Origin of the sequence: Paucimonas lemoignei (assembly GCF_004342585.1) — a bacterium.
In the GTDB taxonomy this organism is placed as follows: Bacteria; Pseudomonadota; Gammaproteobacteria; order Burkholderiales; family Burkholderiaceae_D; genus Paucimonas; species Paucimonas lemoignei.
Map to the genome: position 1 here is coordinate 350,584 of NZ_SLZQ01000001.1, position 17,179 is coordinate 367,762.

16 protein-coding genes are annotated in these 17,179 nt (G+C 58.8%); 14 read left to right on the top strand and 2 right to left on the bottom strand.

From position 1 onward, the window contains the following. The first annotated feature begins 40 nt into the window (after positions 1-40). Positions 41-1,438, top strand: coding sequence for a branched-chain amino acid transporter BcaP (bcaP, locus tag EDC30_RS01565; protein WP_132256639.1), 1,398 nt, complete (start codon positions 41-43; stop codon positions 1,436-1,438). Between the two features lie 50 nt (positions 1,439-1,488). Here bcaP and EDC30_RS01570 read toward each other — a convergent pair whose 3' ends face one another. After that, positions 1,489-1,773 (bottom strand): GNAT family N-acetyltransferase, encoded by a 285-nt coding sequence (locus tag EDC30_RS01570; RefSeq protein ID WP_132256640.1) that lies wholly within the window; start codon positions 1,771-1,773, stop codon positions 1,489-1,491. Positions 1,774-2,671: 898 nt separating this feature from the next. Between EDC30_RS01570 and EDC30_RS01575 the strand changes: the two genes are divergently transcribed. Beyond that, positions 2,672-4,243, top strand: a complete 1,572-nt coding sequence (locus tag EDC30_RS01575) for a hybrid sensor histidine kinase/response regulator (RefSeq protein ID WP_132256642.1) — start codon at positions 2,672-2,674, stop codon at positions 4,241-4,243. Between the two features lie 148 nt (positions 4,244-4,391). Beyond that, positions 4,392-4,559, top strand: coding sequence for a DUF6726 family protein (locus tag EDC30_RS19940; protein WP_341539852.1), 168 nt, complete (start codon positions 4,392-4,394; stop codon positions 4,557-4,559). Between the two features lie 56 nt (positions 4,560-4,615). Here EDC30_RS19940 and EDC30_RS01580 read toward each other — a convergent pair whose 3' ends face one another. After that, positions 4,616-5,449, bottom strand: coding sequence for an alpha/beta fold hydrolase (locus EDC30_RS01580; protein WP_132256644.1), 834 nt, complete (start codon positions 5,447-5,449; stop codon positions 4,616-4,618). Between the two features lie 303 nt (positions 5,450-5,752). Between EDC30_RS01580 and EDC30_RS01585 the strand changes: the two genes are divergently transcribed. The 11 genes from EDC30_RS01585 to EDC30_RS01635 are packed head-to-tail and all read left to right on the top strand — an operon-like array spanning position 5,753 to position 17,178. Beyond that, complete coding sequence (locus EDC30_RS01585; RefSeq protein ID WP_132256646.1) at positions 5,753-6,403, top strand: cytochrome c3 family protein; 651 nt, start codon at positions 5,753-5,755, stop codon at positions 6,401-6,403. Positions 6,404-6,407: 4 nt separating this feature from the next. Next, positions 6,408-9,260 carry a 4Fe-4S dicluster domain-containing protein gene (locus EDC30_RS01590; RefSeq protein WP_132256648.1) on the top strand — a complete coding sequence of 951 codons (2,853 nt, stop codon included), beginning with the start codon at positions 6,408-6,410 and terminating at the stop codon, positions 9,258-9,260. Then, complete coding sequence (nrfD, locus tag EDC30_RS01595; protein WP_132256650.1) at positions 9,257-10,651, top strand: NrfD/PsrC family molybdoenzyme membrane anchor subunit; 1,395 nt, start codon at positions 9,257-9,259, stop codon at positions 10,649-10,651. Before EDC30_RS01590 ends, nrfD begins: the two co-directional genes overlap by 4 nt. Next, positions 10,648-11,175: a DUF3341 domain-containing protein gene (locus EDC30_RS01600; RefSeq protein WP_132256652.1), complete on the top strand. Its 528-nt coding sequence runs from the start codon at positions 10,648-10,650 to the stop codon at positions 11,173-11,175. The genes nrfD and EDC30_RS01600 overlap by 4 nt, the downstream gene beginning before the upstream one ends. Next, the gene (locus tag EDC30_RS01605; protein ID WP_132256654.1) at positions 11,172-11,780 is read left to right on the top strand and encodes a c-type cytochrome; all 609 of its coding nucleotides are present in this window, start codon (positions 11,172-11,174) and stop codon (positions 11,778-11,780) included. Before EDC30_RS01600 ends, EDC30_RS01605 begins: the two co-directional genes overlap by 4 nt. Then, entirely contained in the window at positions 11,777-12,862 is a 1,086-nt protein-coding gene (locus tag EDC30_RS01610) for a hypothetical protein (RefSeq protein WP_207907191.1), read from the top strand. The genes EDC30_RS01605 and EDC30_RS01610 overlap by 4 nt, the downstream gene beginning before the upstream one ends. Next, a complete protein-coding gene (locus tag EDC30_RS01615) occupies positions 12,831-13,214 on the top strand; it encodes a hypothetical protein (RefSeq protein WP_132256655.1) in 384 nt (127 codons plus the stop codon). Before EDC30_RS01610 ends, EDC30_RS01615 begins: the two co-directional genes overlap by 32 nt. Further along, entirely contained in the window at positions 13,211-13,981 is a 771-nt protein-coding gene (locus EDC30_RS01620) for an SCO family protein (RefSeq protein WP_132256657.1), read from the top strand. Before EDC30_RS01615 ends, EDC30_RS01620 begins: the two co-directional genes overlap by 4 nt. Then, the gene (gene coxB / locus EDC30_RS01625) at positions 13,978-14,928 is read left to right on the top strand and encodes a cytochrome c oxidase subunit II (protein ID WP_132256659.1); all 951 of its coding nucleotides are present in this window, start codon (positions 13,978-13,980) and stop codon (positions 14,926-14,928) included. Before EDC30_RS01620 ends, coxB begins: the two co-directional genes overlap by 4 nt. Further along, entirely contained in the window at positions 14,909-16,531 is a 1,623-nt protein-coding gene (gene ctaD, locus EDC30_RS01630; protein WP_132256660.1) for a cytochrome c oxidase subunit I, read from the top strand. Before coxB ends, ctaD begins: the two co-directional genes overlap by 20 nt. Further along, positions 16,528-17,178, top strand: coding sequence for a cytochrome c oxidase subunit 3 (locus tag EDC30_RS01635; RefSeq protein WP_132256662.1), 651 nt, complete (start codon positions 16,528-16,530; stop codon positions 17,176-17,178). Before ctaD ends, EDC30_RS01635 begins: the two co-directional genes overlap by 4 nt. The last annotated feature ends 1 nt before the right edge of the window (position 17,179 follow it).

Genomic DNA, 17,179 nt, shown 5'->3' on the forward strand with positions numbered 1-17,179 from the left:
GGGGATGCCGCGCTAGACGGCGAACTCAGGAGTGTTATTGATGAGTCTATTCCGCACCAAGAATATCGATGCCATGCTGGCAGTGGCTAGTGACGATGGCCTGAAAAAGGTGCTCGGCCCCGTGGACCTGGTGATGATGGGCATCGGCGCCATTGTCGGCACGGGCATTTTCGTGCTGACCGGAACCGGTGCGCTGACAGCCGGCCCGGCACTGACAGTGTCGTTTCTCATCGCCGCCGTGGCCTGCGGATTTGCGGCGCTGTGCTATGCGGAGTTTGCTTCGACGATCCCGGTGTCGGGGTCCATCTATACCTACAGTTATGCCGTGCTGGGTGAAATCGTCGCCTGGATCATCGGCTGGGACTTGCTGCTGGAATATGGGCTGGCCACGTCAGCCGTGTCGGTCGGCTGGTCGGGCTATTTCCAGTCGCTGCTGGCGGGTTTCGGCCTGAACTTGCCGGCCGCGCTTACCGCCGCGCCGGGAGCAGTGCCGGGCGTCGAGACGTTCCTGAACCTTCCCGCCTTCCTGGTCATGCTGACGATTACCTGGGTGGTGTCGTACGGTGTGCGCGAGTCCGCGCGGGTCACCAATCTGATGGTGATTATCAAGGTCAGCGTGGTACTGCTGTTTATTGCCGTCGGCGTCTGGCATGTGAAACCGCAAAACTGGCAACCGTTTGCGCCCTTCGGCGCGACAGGCGTGTTCAATGCTGCGGCACTGGTGTTCTTTGCCTTCATCGGCTTCGACGCGGTTACGTCCGCTGCGGAAGAAGTGCGCAATCCGCGCCGCGATATGCCAATCGGCATCATCGGCTCGCTGGCGGTGTGTACGATCCTGTACATGGCAATGGCCGCGATCATGACAGGCATCGTGCCGTTTGCCAAATTCGCCGGCGTGGACCATCCGGTTTCACTGGCACTGCAGTATGCCGGTGAAACCTGGGTGGCGGGCTTCGTAGACCTCGGGGCGATCGTCGGGATGACGACGGTGATCCTGGTGATGACCTATGGACAGACCCGCGTCATCTTCGCGATGTCGCGCGATGGACTGCTGCCCGAACGGCTGTCGTCGGTGCACCCGGTGCATGCCACGCCTTACTTCGCGACCTGGACGGTGGGTGTCGTGTTCGCATCCATCGCCGCTTTCGTGCCGCTGAATGTGCTGGCCGAGCTCATCAACATCGGCACGCTGGCGGCATTTTCGCTGGTTTCCATTGCCGTGCTGGTCTTGCGCCGCACGCGCCCGGATCTGCCGCGGGCATTTCGGTGTCCGGGTGGCGCGGTGGTGCCGGCTTTATCGGTCGCATTCTGCGTATTCCTGATGGCGCATCTGCAGGCGCTGACGTGGATAGCCTTCCTGGTCTGGATGGCGATCGGGCTGACGATCTACTTTCTGTATGCCCGCCGCAATGCTGTTTTACATAACCATGGCGGTTGATGTTGGCGGGAATAGTGCCTGACCAAGCTGTCATCCGGTGAGGGAAGATGTCAAGGCCTCGTCAAATCGGCATATTGCGGATGCTTGCGGACAAAACTGGCGATGAAGCGGCATGCTGGATTTAACTTCATTTGATTTCTCCTGAGATCGTTCAGCGCAAGTCTTGCCAACTCGTTCCCGTAACCTTTCCCTTTGTACTCATCCAGTACTTCGGTATGGGTAATCGTCATTGTATTGCCCGAAATTTGATAGTGAGCCGTACCGACCAGTTTATCGTTCGCCAGCAGCTCCAGGCGGTGGGCTACGGTATTGTCTTTCAGTATGGTGCCTTCCATGGTTCTCCAATGGGTGTTTCAGGTGGATGCAGTCGATCAGGAAATGTGACCAAATGCGTCTGAAGCTGGCTACTCGTACACGTCAGAATCGGCGTTGCGTATAGAAATTTGCCTGCCGCCGTGCTCGTCGCCTTCTTATCAGATAGCGTACCGCCAGGAAGACAATGCCCAGCAACAAAAGAGCCCCATATGGATTGCCTTCCGGCTGTCGAGCCTGTGGAGCGGCATTCGATTGCTGATTGTTATTACCGGTCTCGTCCGTCCAGTCGCCGCTGGCACCGCTACTCTGGGCCGCGTTATCTCGTGAGATCAAAGAGCCCAAGCCCATGCCTATCAATGCTCCGGTGAAGAAGCCGCCGAATCCGCTGTTGGCCTGCCTGCGAGGCGGCGGAGCTGGCACTGCCGGTTGCGCGGACTGAGGACTTGCTACGGGCGGAGCAGGCTGTCTTTGTTGGACCGGCGGTGCCGGTTGCTGGCGCTGCACTGGTGGCTGCGGCGCAGCGCGTTGCCGCATCATCTGCGAACTCCTGCCGAATGATCTGCCACCTCCAATGCGCCTGGCGTAGGATTCCGGCACGAGAAGGGTCAGCGCCGCGAAAATCAAAAGGAATTTTGCAATGGAGGCTCGCATCACTTGAATCCTGTCTATTTATTCCTTGATGCATGACTTTGTCTATTTCTTGGAGAGGCACCCTCTAAAAACGTTCTGGAAAATATGCGTATGTTCAGCACTGAGAATGACGGGATCGAGTGGACGGCTAGCTGAGTCGAAGAAATGAGTGTAGCCGGCAAAGAGCAAGAAAATTCCGTTTCGCAACCAGCGGAAATCAAGCTTGATATTTGTTATATTTAATAACTTTTTGTCCGAATTTTTTTGCCAGCCAGAAGGGGGAATGCTGTGCGCCTAGCCGACTTCATTCTTGATCAACTTGATGCCATCCTTTCGGAATGGGAGGACTTCGCACGTACAATGAAGCCTGCGTCGCTCACCATGACAAGCAAGGAGCTGCGAAACCACGCTTCGATCATGCTCAAGATCATTGCAGAAGATCTTCGCACACCACAGACGCTGGATCAGCAATTATCCAAGTCGCGCGGAGACGGAACCCGGACAACAGAAACCGACGCCGGCGAGCAGCATGGCATTGCCCGGCTGGAGTCCCGGTTCACGATAGAGCAGCTCGTTTCGGAGTATCGCGCTTTGCGTGCCAGCGTCCTGCGTCTTTGGGCGGAGTCGAACAAGTCACCTCGTGTGGCAGATATCGAAGACATCACCCGATTTAACGAATCAATCGATCACCTCCTCACCGCTTCGATAGTGAGCTTTGCGCAAGCAACAAGACGTGCGGCGGAATTGGAAAAGCAGCGCAAGGATGAATTTCTGGCGATGCTGGCGCATGAGTTGCGCAATCCGCTTTCCCCCATCAGCGCAGCCGCGAGCTTGTTAAAAGTCGCCAAAAACGACGTGGCAATGACGGTTAACGCCAGCAATATCATTGCGCGGCAGGTGTCGCATATGGCGACCCTGATCGACGACTTGCTGGACGTGTCGCGCGTCACGCGCGGCATGGTGAATTTGAACATGGAACTGTTCGACATACGCCGGATTATTGATGCAGCCTTAGAACAGATAGAACCGCAAGTTCGGGCCAAGCGCCATCAGTTAACCGTCTCAAGCATTTCCGGGGACGCCATTGTACGGGGCGATATGAAGCGCCTGGTGCAAGTCTTTGCCAATCTCCTGGGGAATGCCGTCAAGTATACGCCGGAGGGAGGCCTTATCCATCTGAGACTGAAGCTGAACAAGGAACAGGTATTGGTGACGGTGGAGGACAATGGCATCGGCATGTCGCCTGAGTTCGTTCCGCACGTCTTTGACCTGTTTGCGCAGGCCGAACGCACATCGGACCGCTCCGCGGGCGGCCTGGGCTTGGGGCTGGCACTGGTAAAAAGCCTGGTGGAGCAGCACGAAGGAGAAGTCAGCTGCGTAAGTGGGGGCGTAGGTAAAGGCAGCCAATTTACCGTGTGCCTTCCGCGCCAGTCTGGGCATGAAAATCAGCTTGAACGGCGCAGCATGCCGCGCGAACAGGTTGCCGCCGGCAAGGCGTTGAAGATCCTGGTGGTGGACGACAATATCGATGCCGCGCAGTCGCTCAGCCTGCTGTTGTCATCATCCGGGCATCAGGTCTTAACCGAGCATCAGGCATGGCCTGCACTAGAGGCGGCGAGAACGGAGAAGCCTGACGTATGCATTTTGGATATCGGCTTACCCGACATGGATGGTACCGAACTGGCGCGGCAGCTGCGTGCATTTCCGGAGACCGCCAAAACCTTTCTCATTGCGTTGACCGGGTATGGTCAGCCCCAAGATCGTGAGGATGCGCTGAAGGCAGGTTTCAATCACCATATCACCAAGCCGGTCAATTTCGCCAACCTTTTGAGTTTGCTTGCTTCCGTTCCTTCGGCATGATTGATAGCTGGTGCCGATCATCGTGAAACTCGCTTTATTTCAGGTTCAATCGAATCCCCAATTTGTCGCGCCGGGATTTCAATATGTAACATTTTCTCTCAACTGATTTTGGCAGAGGTACCATGCTGCTTTAAGCTCGCGGTACGTCATGAAAAAATCAGCATCTCTCTCCATCCTCGTTGCAATAGTGTTATCGGGATGTGGCGCGCTAGCGGCGCCATGCCGAGTGACCAGCGCCGCGATCAAGATCATTCCGGTGGTAGGTCATGCCGCGGCACTTCCTACGGATGCGTGCGCGGCAGTCATCGATCCTTGAAATGAAATTTATGCAGCGTCGCGAAAGAGATGGCGCGGTGCCGGCCAGTCACTTTCTCAGCTGGCGAACTCGATGAAATGGTTCACGAAAGTTTCGGGATTCTCGAACTGCGGACTGTGACCGGCATTCGGGTACAGCTTGAGAACAGAATCCGATATGTTCGCGTGGACGTATTCGGCCACTCGGGTTCCGTAAAAGCGGCTCGCGTCGCCGTATATGAGCAGCGTCGGCACGCTGATGGCCGGCAGAACATCGCGGTAATCGTTGGTGGAGAGGCTCTGCCAGGCAACGATCCAGGGTTCCGCCGCAAACGTCCGGAAGGCTTGGCGCCGCGCCTCGAGCATGGCTGCGACCGCCGGATTGTCGGTGATTCCGTCCCGGCTACGCTTGATCAGCTTGTCGATCGCCGTATCGGCGAAGTTGCGGCGCAAATCGGCGATGAAGGCCTCATTGTCTTCTTCCGTATAGCGGCCATACAGCCCCAGGTTCCAGTCAGCGGAGGTGAGCAGCCTGGGCGACTGGTCGATGATGCAAAGCCTGGACAAACGCTGGTCGCCGAATTGCCGGATATATTCCCATGACGTGAGGCCGCCCATCGAATGTCCCATGAGAACAGGGCGCTCCAGCTCGAAAGCATCCAGCAAGTTCTGCACGTCGCGCGCCATGCGTTCAAGCGTCGCATTCGTCGCGGCAGCCTGGTAGGGGCGGGCTTCCCAAACGTAGCAGGTGAATCGCTCCTGCAGGCGCTTCAATATCGTTTGCCAGTCTTGCCAGCGGCCGGTCCACCCGTGCAGGATGACCAGGGCCGGGCCGCTTCCTGCTATGTGCAGCGGAATGCGCATGCCATCGTCTGCAATAAAGTGCTCAGGCGTGCCAGCATTTCTTGTCAATTCGATCTCCTTCAGGTTTCTTCATGAACGGCATCATGGCATTGCTATAGCGCCGGAATCAAGCCGTTTTATTTGCAGGCCGTATCGGTGTTTGCGAGTCTGCGCTTGGCCGATAAAATTTTGTCATGTGTTGGTTGTACATAGCCGTCTGGCAAAAACACATTCGCTCATCTATGAAGCCGCGCAAGCTTTCCTCGACTAGGCGAAACTCAACGCCTTGAATCTTCTCAGTCGAACTGACTGCATCGCAGCGATCGCGCCGGCAAAGCGCGTATTTGCCTATATTTAAGCCGGAAAGTTTCTATGGCTCAGGCATTCAGTCGGCAAGCCGTACTACTGATTAAACTAGGCACCATCGCCATCTCCATTTTTTGGGTCGCGGCAGTTTTGCTGTGGCGATGGGCAATCTCCCCTGCAGGAGGTGTCAATGACGCTATCGCACAGCCGATCCGCTTCAGCCACAAGCACCATGTCGGCGACGACGGTCTTGATTGTAGGTATTGCCACACGTCGGTCGAGAAGGCGGCGTTTGCCGGCATGCCCTCCACGCAGATTTGCCTGAGCTGTCATTCGCAATTGTTTCTGGATTCACCTGCGCTCGCTCCCTTGCACGATAGCGCGGGCACGAACAGGCCGATTCATTGGAACAGGGTGCATGACCTGCCGGACTTTGTGTATTTCGACCACAGTATCCATGTCAATAAAGGCGTTGCCTGTGTCGAGTGCCACAGTCGCGTGGACCAGATGCCATTGACACGGCGAACCGCTTCGCTCGAGATGCAATGGTGCCTGAATTGCCATCGCAGCACCCGGCAGCATATTCGCCCGTTCAGCGAGGTATTCCTGATGCAGGACCAGAAACCGCTTTCACGCGAAGAGATCAGGCAACTCTCAGGCATCTATCAATTGCAAAGCGAGCGCCGCCTGACGGATTGCTCTACCTGCCACCGCTGATGCCATGGATAAGAAGCGGACGATTCCCCTGATTCCGGAAGATCATGGCACGCACCTTCCCGGACGACGTGCTTTTTTGAAAGTGATGGCGGCGTCGGCTGCGCTGGCGAGCGCAGCTTGCAAAGGCCCGCCGCTGGAGCAGATCGTCCCTTATGTCAACATGCCGGAATTGCTCACGCCGGGGCAGCCGACGTTTTATGCCACGGCTTTCATGCGGCGTGGCAGGGCGCATGGCGTACTTGTCGAAAGCAATATGGGAAGACCGACCAAGGTCGAAGGCAATCCTCATCATCCCGCCAGTCTCGGGGCGACCGATGTGTTTGCCCAAGCGTCTGTCCTGCAGCTATGGGACCCGGACCGTTCCCAAACCGTGTTTGAAGGCGAATCGCTATCGACATGGGAGGCGTTTCAACATGTTCTGGCGCAAGAGCGCGCCGGATGGGAGCGTAACGGTGGCGAAGGCTTGCGCATCCTGACTGGTTCCGTCACTTCGCCGACCCTGATTGCGCAATTGAGTGCGCTCCTGCGGCGATATCCGAAGGCTGCATGGCATGTTTACGAACCGCTGCATGATGATCGTGCCATTTTGGCGTCACGCCAGGCTTTTGGAAAAATAGTCGAGCCCCTGTATCGCTTCGATCGCGCACAGGTTGTCGTCAGCTTCGATGCCGATGTGTTCGGCGACTGGCCGGGAAGCATCCCCTATGCGCGCGCCTTCATGCGCAACCGGACGGCCCGGCAGGCCGCATTCTCCAGCAGGGTGTATGCCATCGAGACGACGCCGACTTTGACCGGCGCAGTGGGCGACGAACGGCTCGCCTTGCCGCCGGCCGATATCGAGCGCCTCGTCTGGCGGGTTGCCGCCGCGCTTGGCGTACCCGGCATGGGCCCTGCATCGGCAGAAATCGAAAAATGGGCCCAGGTCCTGGCAAGACAACTGGATACGCATCGTGGCCGTTCGCTCATTGTCGCAGGCGGCACGCTGTCACCGGAGACCCGGACGCTCGTGCATTTGCTGAACGCTCGCCTGGGTAACGTCGGCAATACCGTGTCGTACATCGATGCCGTTGATAGTCCGGCTGAGCCACATGTCGAATCGATTTCGGCGCTGGTGCGGGATATCCATGATGCGAAGGTACGCAGCCTGATTCTCCTCGATACCAATCCAGTCTATAGCGCGCCGGCGGACCTCGCATTCGGCAAGGCTTTGTCCCGAGTGCCGTTTTCCGTGCACCTTGGCTTATATCGCGACGAGACCGGCCGTGCCGCCACGTGGCATTTGCCGCAAACACATTGCTATGAGCACTGGAGCGATGGTCGTGCCTTTGATGGCACGGCAAGCATCGTCCAGCCGATCATCGCCCCGCTGTATCAGGGGCGTTCGTTGCATGAAGTCGTGGAATTGCTAGCCGGTCAAAGCCGCTCCGGCTATAGCCTGGTGCGCGGCTACTGGCAGGACAGACAGGGCAAGCTGGGCAATGCCAATTTCGAGCAATTCTGGCAGACCGCTTTGCGTACCGGCGTTGCTGAACGGAGTTTTTCCCCTTTGCGTGTGCGAGTTCCCGCTATGCCGCCTTTGCCTGTCCTGGTTGACGGTACGACCTTGCAGGCGGTGCTGGTTGCGGATGCGTCGGTTGGCGATGGCGCGTTTGCAAACAATGGCTGGCTACAGGAATTGCCGCGGCCCTTTACCAAGCTAACCTGGGACAATGCCGCGCTGATCGGCTCGGCGACCGCGAAAGCGTTGAAAGTGGAGACCGGCGACGTGGTGCGCTTGCGTGCTCCCGGGCAGCCGCAACTGCAAATCGAGGCGCCGGTCTGGGTGCTTCCCGGACAGGCTGACCTGGTCGTCACGCTACCGGCGGGCTACGGACGCCGTGCCGCCGGTAGCGTGGGCGATGGCGTCGGATTCGACGCCTATATGCTGCTGACCACTGCCGCTGCAAACCAGACGTTTTCTTTATTGATCGAAAAAACAGGGCGGCGACACGAGTTCGCCACGACGCAAGGGCACGCGACGATGGAAGGCCGAGATATCGTGCGCTGGGCGACGCTTGCGGCATACAGGCAAAATCCGCGCTTCGCGACCGATGTCGAGCGCGAGCGCACGCCCGAGGTTTCGCTGTATCCCGAATGGACCTACGACCGCTACAAATGGGGCATGGCCATCGATTTGAATGCCTGCATCGGCTGCAATGCCTGCACGATTGCCTGCCAGGCTGAAAACAATATACCCGTGGTCGGCAAGGATGAAGTGATGCGCGGGCGGGAAATGCACTGGATCCGGGTCGACCGCTATTACATCGAATCATCCGGCAAGCAGCGTACCGTTTTTCAACCCGTGCCTTGCATGCATTGCGAGAAAGCTCCGTGCGAAGAAGTCTGCCCGGTCGGCGCGACAGTCCACGACAGCGAAGGCTTGAATGTGCAAGTCTATAACCGTTGCGTCGGCACGCGCTTTTGCTCCAACAACTGTCCTTACAAGGTAAGGCGTTTCAACTTTCTGCAGTTTTCCAATCAGAAGGTGGAGAGCCTGAAGGCGGCGCAAAACCCCGAGGTGACGGTACGCATGCGCGGCGTCATGGAGAAGTGCACCTATTGCCTGCAGCGCATCACGCGCGCCAGGCTCGAAGCGGAAAAGCTGAGGCGTCCCCTGCGCGACGGCGAAGTGGTGACGGCCTGCCAGGCGGTGTGTCCGACCGAAGCCATCGTATTCGGCGACTTGAACGATCCGGACAGCCGCGTCAATCATGCCAAGGCATCGCCTCTGAATTACAGCTTGCTTGCCGATTTGAACACGCGGCCGCGTACCACCTATGCGGCGCGCATATTCAATCCGGACCGGGAGTTGGAGTGAACACGCCACGCAATCCGCCGCCGCCTCCTGTTTCCAAGGATATCGGTGTCCTGCGCGCCGGCTGGAGCTATGCCAGCGTGTCGGACAAGATCGCGGATTCGGTTCTTGCCCGGCCCGTACGGTGGCCGTGGCTGACGGCGTTTCTGTTCACCTTCGCCGGAGTCCTGGTGTTCATAGGTGCGACCGCGTACCTGTTTACGAAAGGCGTGGGCATCTGGGGCGTAAACATTCCCGTTGCCTGGGGATTCGCCATCGGTAATTTCGTGTGGTGGATCGGGATCGGTCATGCCGGCACATTCATTTCCGCGATCCTGCTCTTGCTGCGGCAGAAGTGGAGGACGTCGATCAATCGCTTCGCCGAGGCGATGACCTTGTTCGCGGCAGGCATCGCCGGGATTTTTCCGATCCTGCATCTGGGGCGCCCCTGGTTTTTTTACTGGCTGGTTCCTTATCCGGATGTGATGAATGTCTGGCCGCAGTGGCGCAGCCCGCTGGTGTGGGACTTCTTTGCCATCAGCACCTACCTGCTGGTATCTCTCATGTTCTGGTATGTCGGCCTGATACCGGATCTGGCGACCTTGCGCGACCGCGCCGGCGTGGCACCGGCCAGGCGAACCAGTCAGTTCATTTACGGCTTGCTGGCGCTCGGCTGGCGCGGCGAGGCGCGGCACTGGGCGCGCTACGAGACTGCCTATCTGCTTCTGGCCGGCCTGGCGACGCCGCTTGTGGTCTCCGTGCATACGGTGGTGTCCTTCGATTTCGCGGTCGGCAATACGCCTGGATACCACTCGACCATCTTCCCGCCGTATTTCGTCGCCGGCGCCTTGTTTTCCGGCTTCGCCATGGTATTGACGCTTGCCATTCCGCTGCGCCATTTCTACGGCTTGCAGGACTTCATCACGCCGCGCCATCTTGCTAATGCCGCCAAGGTATTGCTGGCAACCAGCCTGATGGTGGCGTACGGCTATGCGGCGGAAATCTTCACCGCCTTTTACAGCGGCGATGAATTCGAGCGCTACATGACGGTCAATCGCTGGGTCGGTCCTTATGCGCCGCTGTATTGGTTCATGCTTGCCTGTAATGTGCTCACGCCGCAATTATTGTGGTGGCGGGCCGTGCGTCACAGGGTCTGGCTATTGTTTGTGATTAGCCTGGTCGTCAATCTCGGCATGTGGATGGAACGCTTTCTCATCGTCGTGACCAGCCTGCATCGCGATTTCCTGCCTTCCGCCTGGGGCATGTTCTATCCGAGCGTGTGGGACGTGCTCCATCTGCTGACATCGATCGCGCTGTTCGTGTGGCTGTTCCTGCTGTTCGTGCGGGTTCTGCCGGCGATCTCGATTGCGGAAATGCGCAAGCTCGTGCGTGAAAGCGCGGGAGAAAGCCCATGAGCGCACATGGCATGCTGTTCGAGTTCAGCACGGCGGACGATTTGATAGCCGCCGCCAGGCGCGCACGCCAGGCCGGCTACCTGCATGCCGAAGCCTACTCGCCGTTTCCGGTGGAGGGTCTGGCCGATGCGCTGGGTTTTTCACGCAACCGCGTGCCGCTGGCGACTTTGTTGGGCGGCATTGTCGGCGGCGCCGCAACGTATTTCCTGCAATGGTATACGGCGGTGCACGATTATCCCGTCAATGTCGGCGGACGGCCCTTGCATAGCTGGCCCTCCTTCATCCCGGCGACATTCGAGATTACCGTGCTGGGGGCCGCGATTGCCGCTGTCATCAGCATGCTGAAGATGAATGGCTTGCCGCGCCTGCGGCATCCCTTGTTCGAAGTGCCGGAATTCGATCTGGCTACACGCAATCGCTTTTTTCTCTTCCTGCCGGCTGCTGACGGTGTGTACGACGCTGACCACGCCCGGCGCATCATGAGTGATTTGTCGCCATTGCTGGTACGCGAGGTGTCGGCATGAAGGCAATTCTTTTTCTTGTCCTGCTCCTGGGCTTGTGCGCTTGTGAAAGGGCGATGCAAAACATGTATGACCAGCCGAAGTATAAGACGATGGGGAAGAGCGAATTGTTTGCCGACGGCGCATCGGCGCGCACGCCGCCGGCGGGCTCTGTTCCACAGTCTACGGGAGCATTCGCCGGCACGTCGAGCGGCCGCCTCGGCGAGGAAAACCTCCGGCGCGAAGCGGAGGCGGCCGATGCGCAGGCCATTCCTTATCCGGTCACGCAGCAATTGCTGGCGCGCGGACGCGAGCGCTACGGCATTTATTGCATGCCGTGTCACAGCCCGGTTGGCGACGGCGATGGCTGGATCACGCGGCGCGGCTTTCCGCATCCGCCTTCGTATCATATCGATCGGCTGCGCCAGGCTCCGGACAGGCATTTATTCGATGTGATCACCAACGGCTACGGCATCATGTATCCCTATGCGGATCGAGTCGACCCTTCCGATCGTTGGGCAATCGTCGCTTATATCCGTACGCTGCAGCTCAGCCAGAATGCCGTCGTGTCGACCTTGCCTGCCGATATGCAATCGCAATTGGCCGCGAGAAGAGGAGGGCAAAGATGAGTTTCAGATTACCTCGAAGCGCGGCTGTGCTGGTCCTGGTACTGCTGGCAGTTGCGGCGGCGACTTGGCTGCGCCCAGGCATGATGCTCGGCGCGTATCTGACTGTGTGGTGGCTGTGGATGGGAGTCATGCTGGGCGCGCTGGCCAATGTCTGGCTGCATAATCTGACCGGCGGCGCATGGGGCGAAGCCATCCGCCAGCCGCTCCTGCACTTGTCCAGCAAGGTCTGGATCGCGGCGCTGCTGTTTCTGCCCGTGTTGCTCGGCACGTATGAACTGTATCCCTGGGCCGCCCATGCCGGCGAACCATCCGGCTGGGCCGGGGAATTGTCCGCGCCCGCTTTCAAGCGCACCTGGCTGACGCCGACTTTCTTCTACGGCCGCAGCATTGCCTATCTTGCAGTCTGGTCCGGTCTTGCATACTTGAGCCGGCGCGCCGGCCTTGCCAGGTCCAAGCCGTTTTCTGCGCTGGCCTTGCTCGCATACGGCCTGACTTCAGGCCTTGCCGCGGTCGACTGGGTGATGTCGCTCATGCCGCTGTGGTACTCCAGCGTATTCGGCTGGCTGGTCAATGCCGGGCAAATGTTGGGCGGCATGGCTTTCGGCGTCGCCGTCGTCACGCGTTCGCGTACGCCGCCGTCGGTAAACGTGTCGCGCGACCTGGGCAACCTGCTGCTCATGTACATCATGCTGTGGGCATATCTCGCCTTTTCGGAATTCCTGATTATCTGGGCCGAAAACCTCCCGCATGAAATCGCATGGTATGTGGCGCGCCGGGACTTGCCCTGGCTCGCGGTCGCTTGGGCCCTTGCGCTGGGCATGTTCCTCATTCCGTTATTGTTGCTGCTGTCCCGCGCGCTCAAGCAAACCCCGGTGGTATTGGGATGGATAGCCTCCGCCTTGCTGTTTATGCAATTCATCAATACCTGCTGGCTGGTTTTGCCGTCGCTGCCTATGGCGGCAATTCACTGGCTCTGGGCTTTGCCTCTCACCGCTGCGCCATTCGCTGTGCTCGCGGCGGCTTCATGGCGCGCCAGGAAATTGCCAGCGCATGACAATCGAGCGGGGTTGCATCATGCCTGAAGCGGAAGAAAAGGATGCCATTCACGTACGGGCCATGATGTGGGCGGCGCTTGCCATCATCGTCACCCTGGCGCTTGCCGCGTTTGCCGTCTACTTCGCCTGGGTGATCTGGCGTTCGCCGGCGGTGCCGAATGTGCCCAACGCGCCAATGGATTTCAGCGTTGCCGGCGCCATGCTCGAGAGCGCGCCGCAGCGCGACTATGCATCCTATCTGGCCGAAAAACAAAGAATGCTGACCAGTTACCAGTGGGTCGATGAGCAGGCCGGTATTGCCCGCATCCCGATCGAGGAGGCGTTGCGGCTGATGGTGGAGCGCAGCGGTCCGCAGGCGGCGCAAGGAGGTCGGCGATGATGCGCTGGCTGATTGCCCTGTGCCTGGGATGGCTGACGATGGCTGCTGTGGCCACTCCGCTGGCATTGCCGCCGGCGCCTTCTGCTACCGTCACTCAGCATCTGCAGCGACAGTTGCCGCTCTCGCTGGTGTTCCTCGATGATACGGGCGCCCCTGTATCGCTGGGCGAATTGTTCAGGCACGGCCCGGTCGTGATGATGCTCGGGTACTATCGTTGTCCTAATCTCTGCAGCACGCTGATGGAAGATGCGCTGCAATCGCTCGCTAATGTGCAGCTTCCGCGCGGCACTTACCGCATCATCGCGGTGAGCATCGATCCGAGTGAAACCTCGCAAGTCGCTGCTGCGAAGAAGATCGGGTATTCGCGCATGCTGGGCGAACAGGCGCGCGACCTGTCGCTGTTGACCGGCGACGTGGACGCCATCGCGATACTGGCGCAGGAAATGGGTTTTTCCTATCGATATGATGCCCGCACGGGCCAATATATCCATCCTGCCGGATTGCTGGTCGCCACGGCGGACGGGAAAATTTCCCGCTATTTCATGGGCGTCGATTTTCCGGCCCGCGATCTGCGTCTCGCCTTGACGGAAGCATCCGACGGCCGCATCGGCGCGGTCACCGATCGACTGGCGCTGTTATGTTCGCACTATGATCCCGCGACGGGCCGGTACAGCGTGGCGGTCATGCGCATCGCCGGTTTCGTAAGCCTTGCAGGGTTAGCTGGACTGGCAGCATGGCTGTGGCTGCATGGAAGGAGCCGCCAATGAATACGGCGTTCCATTTGCTGCCAGCGGCCGCTTCGAGCGCCGCTAACCGTTTCGACTTGCTGATGCTGACCCTGGTGCTCCTGACCGGCACGGTTGCCTTTGCGGTGGCCTTCCTCATCGTATGGTTTTCCATCCGCTATCGAAAGGGCTCGCGGGCCGACCGCAGTCATGCGCCCACAACCGGCCGACGCATTGAGGTCGCATGGGTCATCGTGCCGTTGATGCTGTTTTTATGTGTCTATGCCTGGGCTGCCTACGATTACCTGCAGCTTTACCGCATTCCGTCCAATGCCATGCCGGTGTTCGTGGTGGCCAAGCAATGGATGTGGAAACTGGAGCATGGCAACGGCCGGCGCGAAATCAGCGAACTGCACGTGCCGGTCGGTCAGCCCGTGCGCCTGGTGATGACTTCTCAGGACGTCATCCACAGCTTTTTCGTGCCTGCCTTTCGTATCAAGCAGGATGTCTTGCCGGGACGTTACACCTCGATCTGGTTCACGCCGACGCAGCCGGGAGAATTCACGCTGTTTTGCGCCGAGTATTGCGGCACCGAGCATTCCGTCATGCGCGGGCGCATCGTCGTGATGCCTCCCGCCGAATTCTCGCGCTGGCTGGCGCAAGGTGCCGGTCATCCGGGCATGGCCGCGCGCGGCTTCGACCTGTTCCGCCAATTCGGCTGCAGCGGCTGCCACGCCTCGGGATCTGCCGTGCATGCTCCGGATTTGAACGGCTTGCTAGGCCGCACCGTGCATCTTCAGGATGGCAGAAGCCTGGTCGCCGATGAAAACTATGTCCGTGATTCGATTCTGCTTCCCAAAAAGGATGTGGCGGCTGGTTACGAACCGATCATGCCTTCATTCGCCGGGCAGATCAGCGAAGAAGACTTGATGGCCATTATCGAGTTTCTAAGGCAGACTGGAGAAAACGATGCCGCGCGAATCCGCTGAAGCTGCAGGCAATTATCTGACCGAAGGATATAGCCTGCGGTCCTGGTTGACCACGCACGACCACAAGCGCATCGCGCTGTTGTACATGGCATCCATCACCGCGTTCTTCTTCATCGGCGGCGCCGCGGCAACACTCATCCGCCTGGAACTGGCGACGCCGCCGGGAGATCTGGTGTCGCATGATACCTACAACAAGCTCTTCACCATGCACGGCGTGATCATGGTGTGGATGTTCCTGATTCCATCCATTCCTTCCGCGCTGGGGAATTTCCTGATGCCGATGATGATCGGCGCGCGCGACCTGGCGTTTCCCCGCTTGAACCTGCTGAGCTGGTATGTATACGTGGCAGGGGGATTGTTTACGATTGCCGCCCTGATCGCGGGCGGGGTCGATACCGGCTGGACCTTCTATACGCCTTTTTCCACCATGTTTTCCAATACCCATGTGATCCTGGTGCTGGTCGGCGTCTTCATTGTCGGATTTTCCTCGATCCTGACCGGGCTGAACTTCATCGTCACGGTGCATACCATGCGCGCGCCGGGCATGACCTGGTTTCGCTTGCCGCTGTTCGTCTGGGCTAATTACGCCACCAGCATCATCCTGGTGCTGGCCACGCCGGTGCTGGCGATGACACTGCTGCTGATCGGACTGGAGCGCTTGTTCGGGGTCGGCATCTTCGACCCGGCGCTGGGCGGCGACCCCTTGCTGTTCCAGCACCTGTTCTGGTTTTATTCGCATCCCGCGGTCTACATCATGATCCTGCCGGCGATGGGCGTGGTCAGCGAGATCGTGCCATGTTTCTCCCGCAAGCGGATCTTCGGCTACCGGTTCATGGCGTATGCGATCCTTGGCATCGCGGTGATCGGATTTCTCGTGTGGGGACATCACATGTTCGTTTCCGGTCAGTCGCCTTATGCGGGGATGGTGTTTTCCCTGTTGAGCTTCCTGGTGGCGATTCCGTCCGCCATCAAGGTGTTCAACTGGACCGCCACCCTGTACAAGGGGTCGATCACATTTTCGGCGCCGATGCTGTACGCGCTCGGCTTCGTCGGCCTGTTCACCATCGGCGGCATGACAGGATTGGTACTGGCATCGCTCGCACTGGACGTACATCTGACCGATACCTATTTCGTGGTCGCGCACTTCCACTACATCATGGTGGGCGGAGCGGTGATGGCATACTTTGGCGGCATCCATTTCTGGTGGCCGAAAATCTCGGGCCGCATGTATCCGGAAATCTGGGGACGCATCGCCGCGCTCATCATCTTCTTCGGATTCAACCTGACATTTTTCCCTCAGTTCCTGCTGGGATATGAGGGCATGCCGCGCCGCTACCATACCTATCCTGAAGGATTCCAGGTACTGAATATCCTGTCGTCGGCCGGCGCTTCGATCCTCGCGGTGGGATATCTGCTGCCGCTGGGCTACTTCGCCTGGTCGGTTTTCTATGGCAAGCGCGCGCCGGACAACCCCTGGCAAGCCACCGGTCTCGAATGGCAAACCCCGTCGCCGCCGCCCAAGCATAATTTCGCGCAAACGCCGCAGGTGGATAAGGACGCTTATCTCTACGAACCGCAAAGCGGATCGCAGGTGGCGCAATGACTACGCCGGCAACCGCCGTCCCAGTGCAATTTGATAGCCATGCGCAAAGAGAGCGCGCCGTCACGGTCGGCATGTGGGTATTCCTGGCCTCCGAGTTGATGTTCTTCGGCCCGATGTTTTTCGGCTACGTCTATTGGCGTTTTACCTATGCGGAAGGTTTTGCCGCCGCCAGTCGCCACACCGACATCCTGCTGGGTACGCTCAACACTGCCGTGCTGCTGACCAGTAGCGCCACCATGGCCTTGGCTGTTTCCTGGCGCCGCGCCTGCCTGAACAAGCGTGCAGCACGCCTGCTATGGCTGACCGCGTTATTGGGAGTGGCTTTCCTGGCCATCAAGGGAATGGAATACGCGCATGAATTCCGCGAACACCTTTTTCCCGGCGCCGATTTTCGCTTTCATGGGCCGGAAGTCGCGGCGGGGCGCATTTTCTATTGGCTGTATTTCGCCATGACCGGGTTGCATGCGCTGCATCTTTTCATAGGCATCGTGCTGGTATCGACTTTCGCTTTTGCCTTGCATCGCGGTAAGGACCAGTTTGCCGATACGGCCACGATCGACATCGTCGGACTGTACTGGCATTTTGTCGACCTGGTATGGATTTTTCTTTACCCGGATTTATATCTTGTCGGACGGAGTGGAGGGTAGA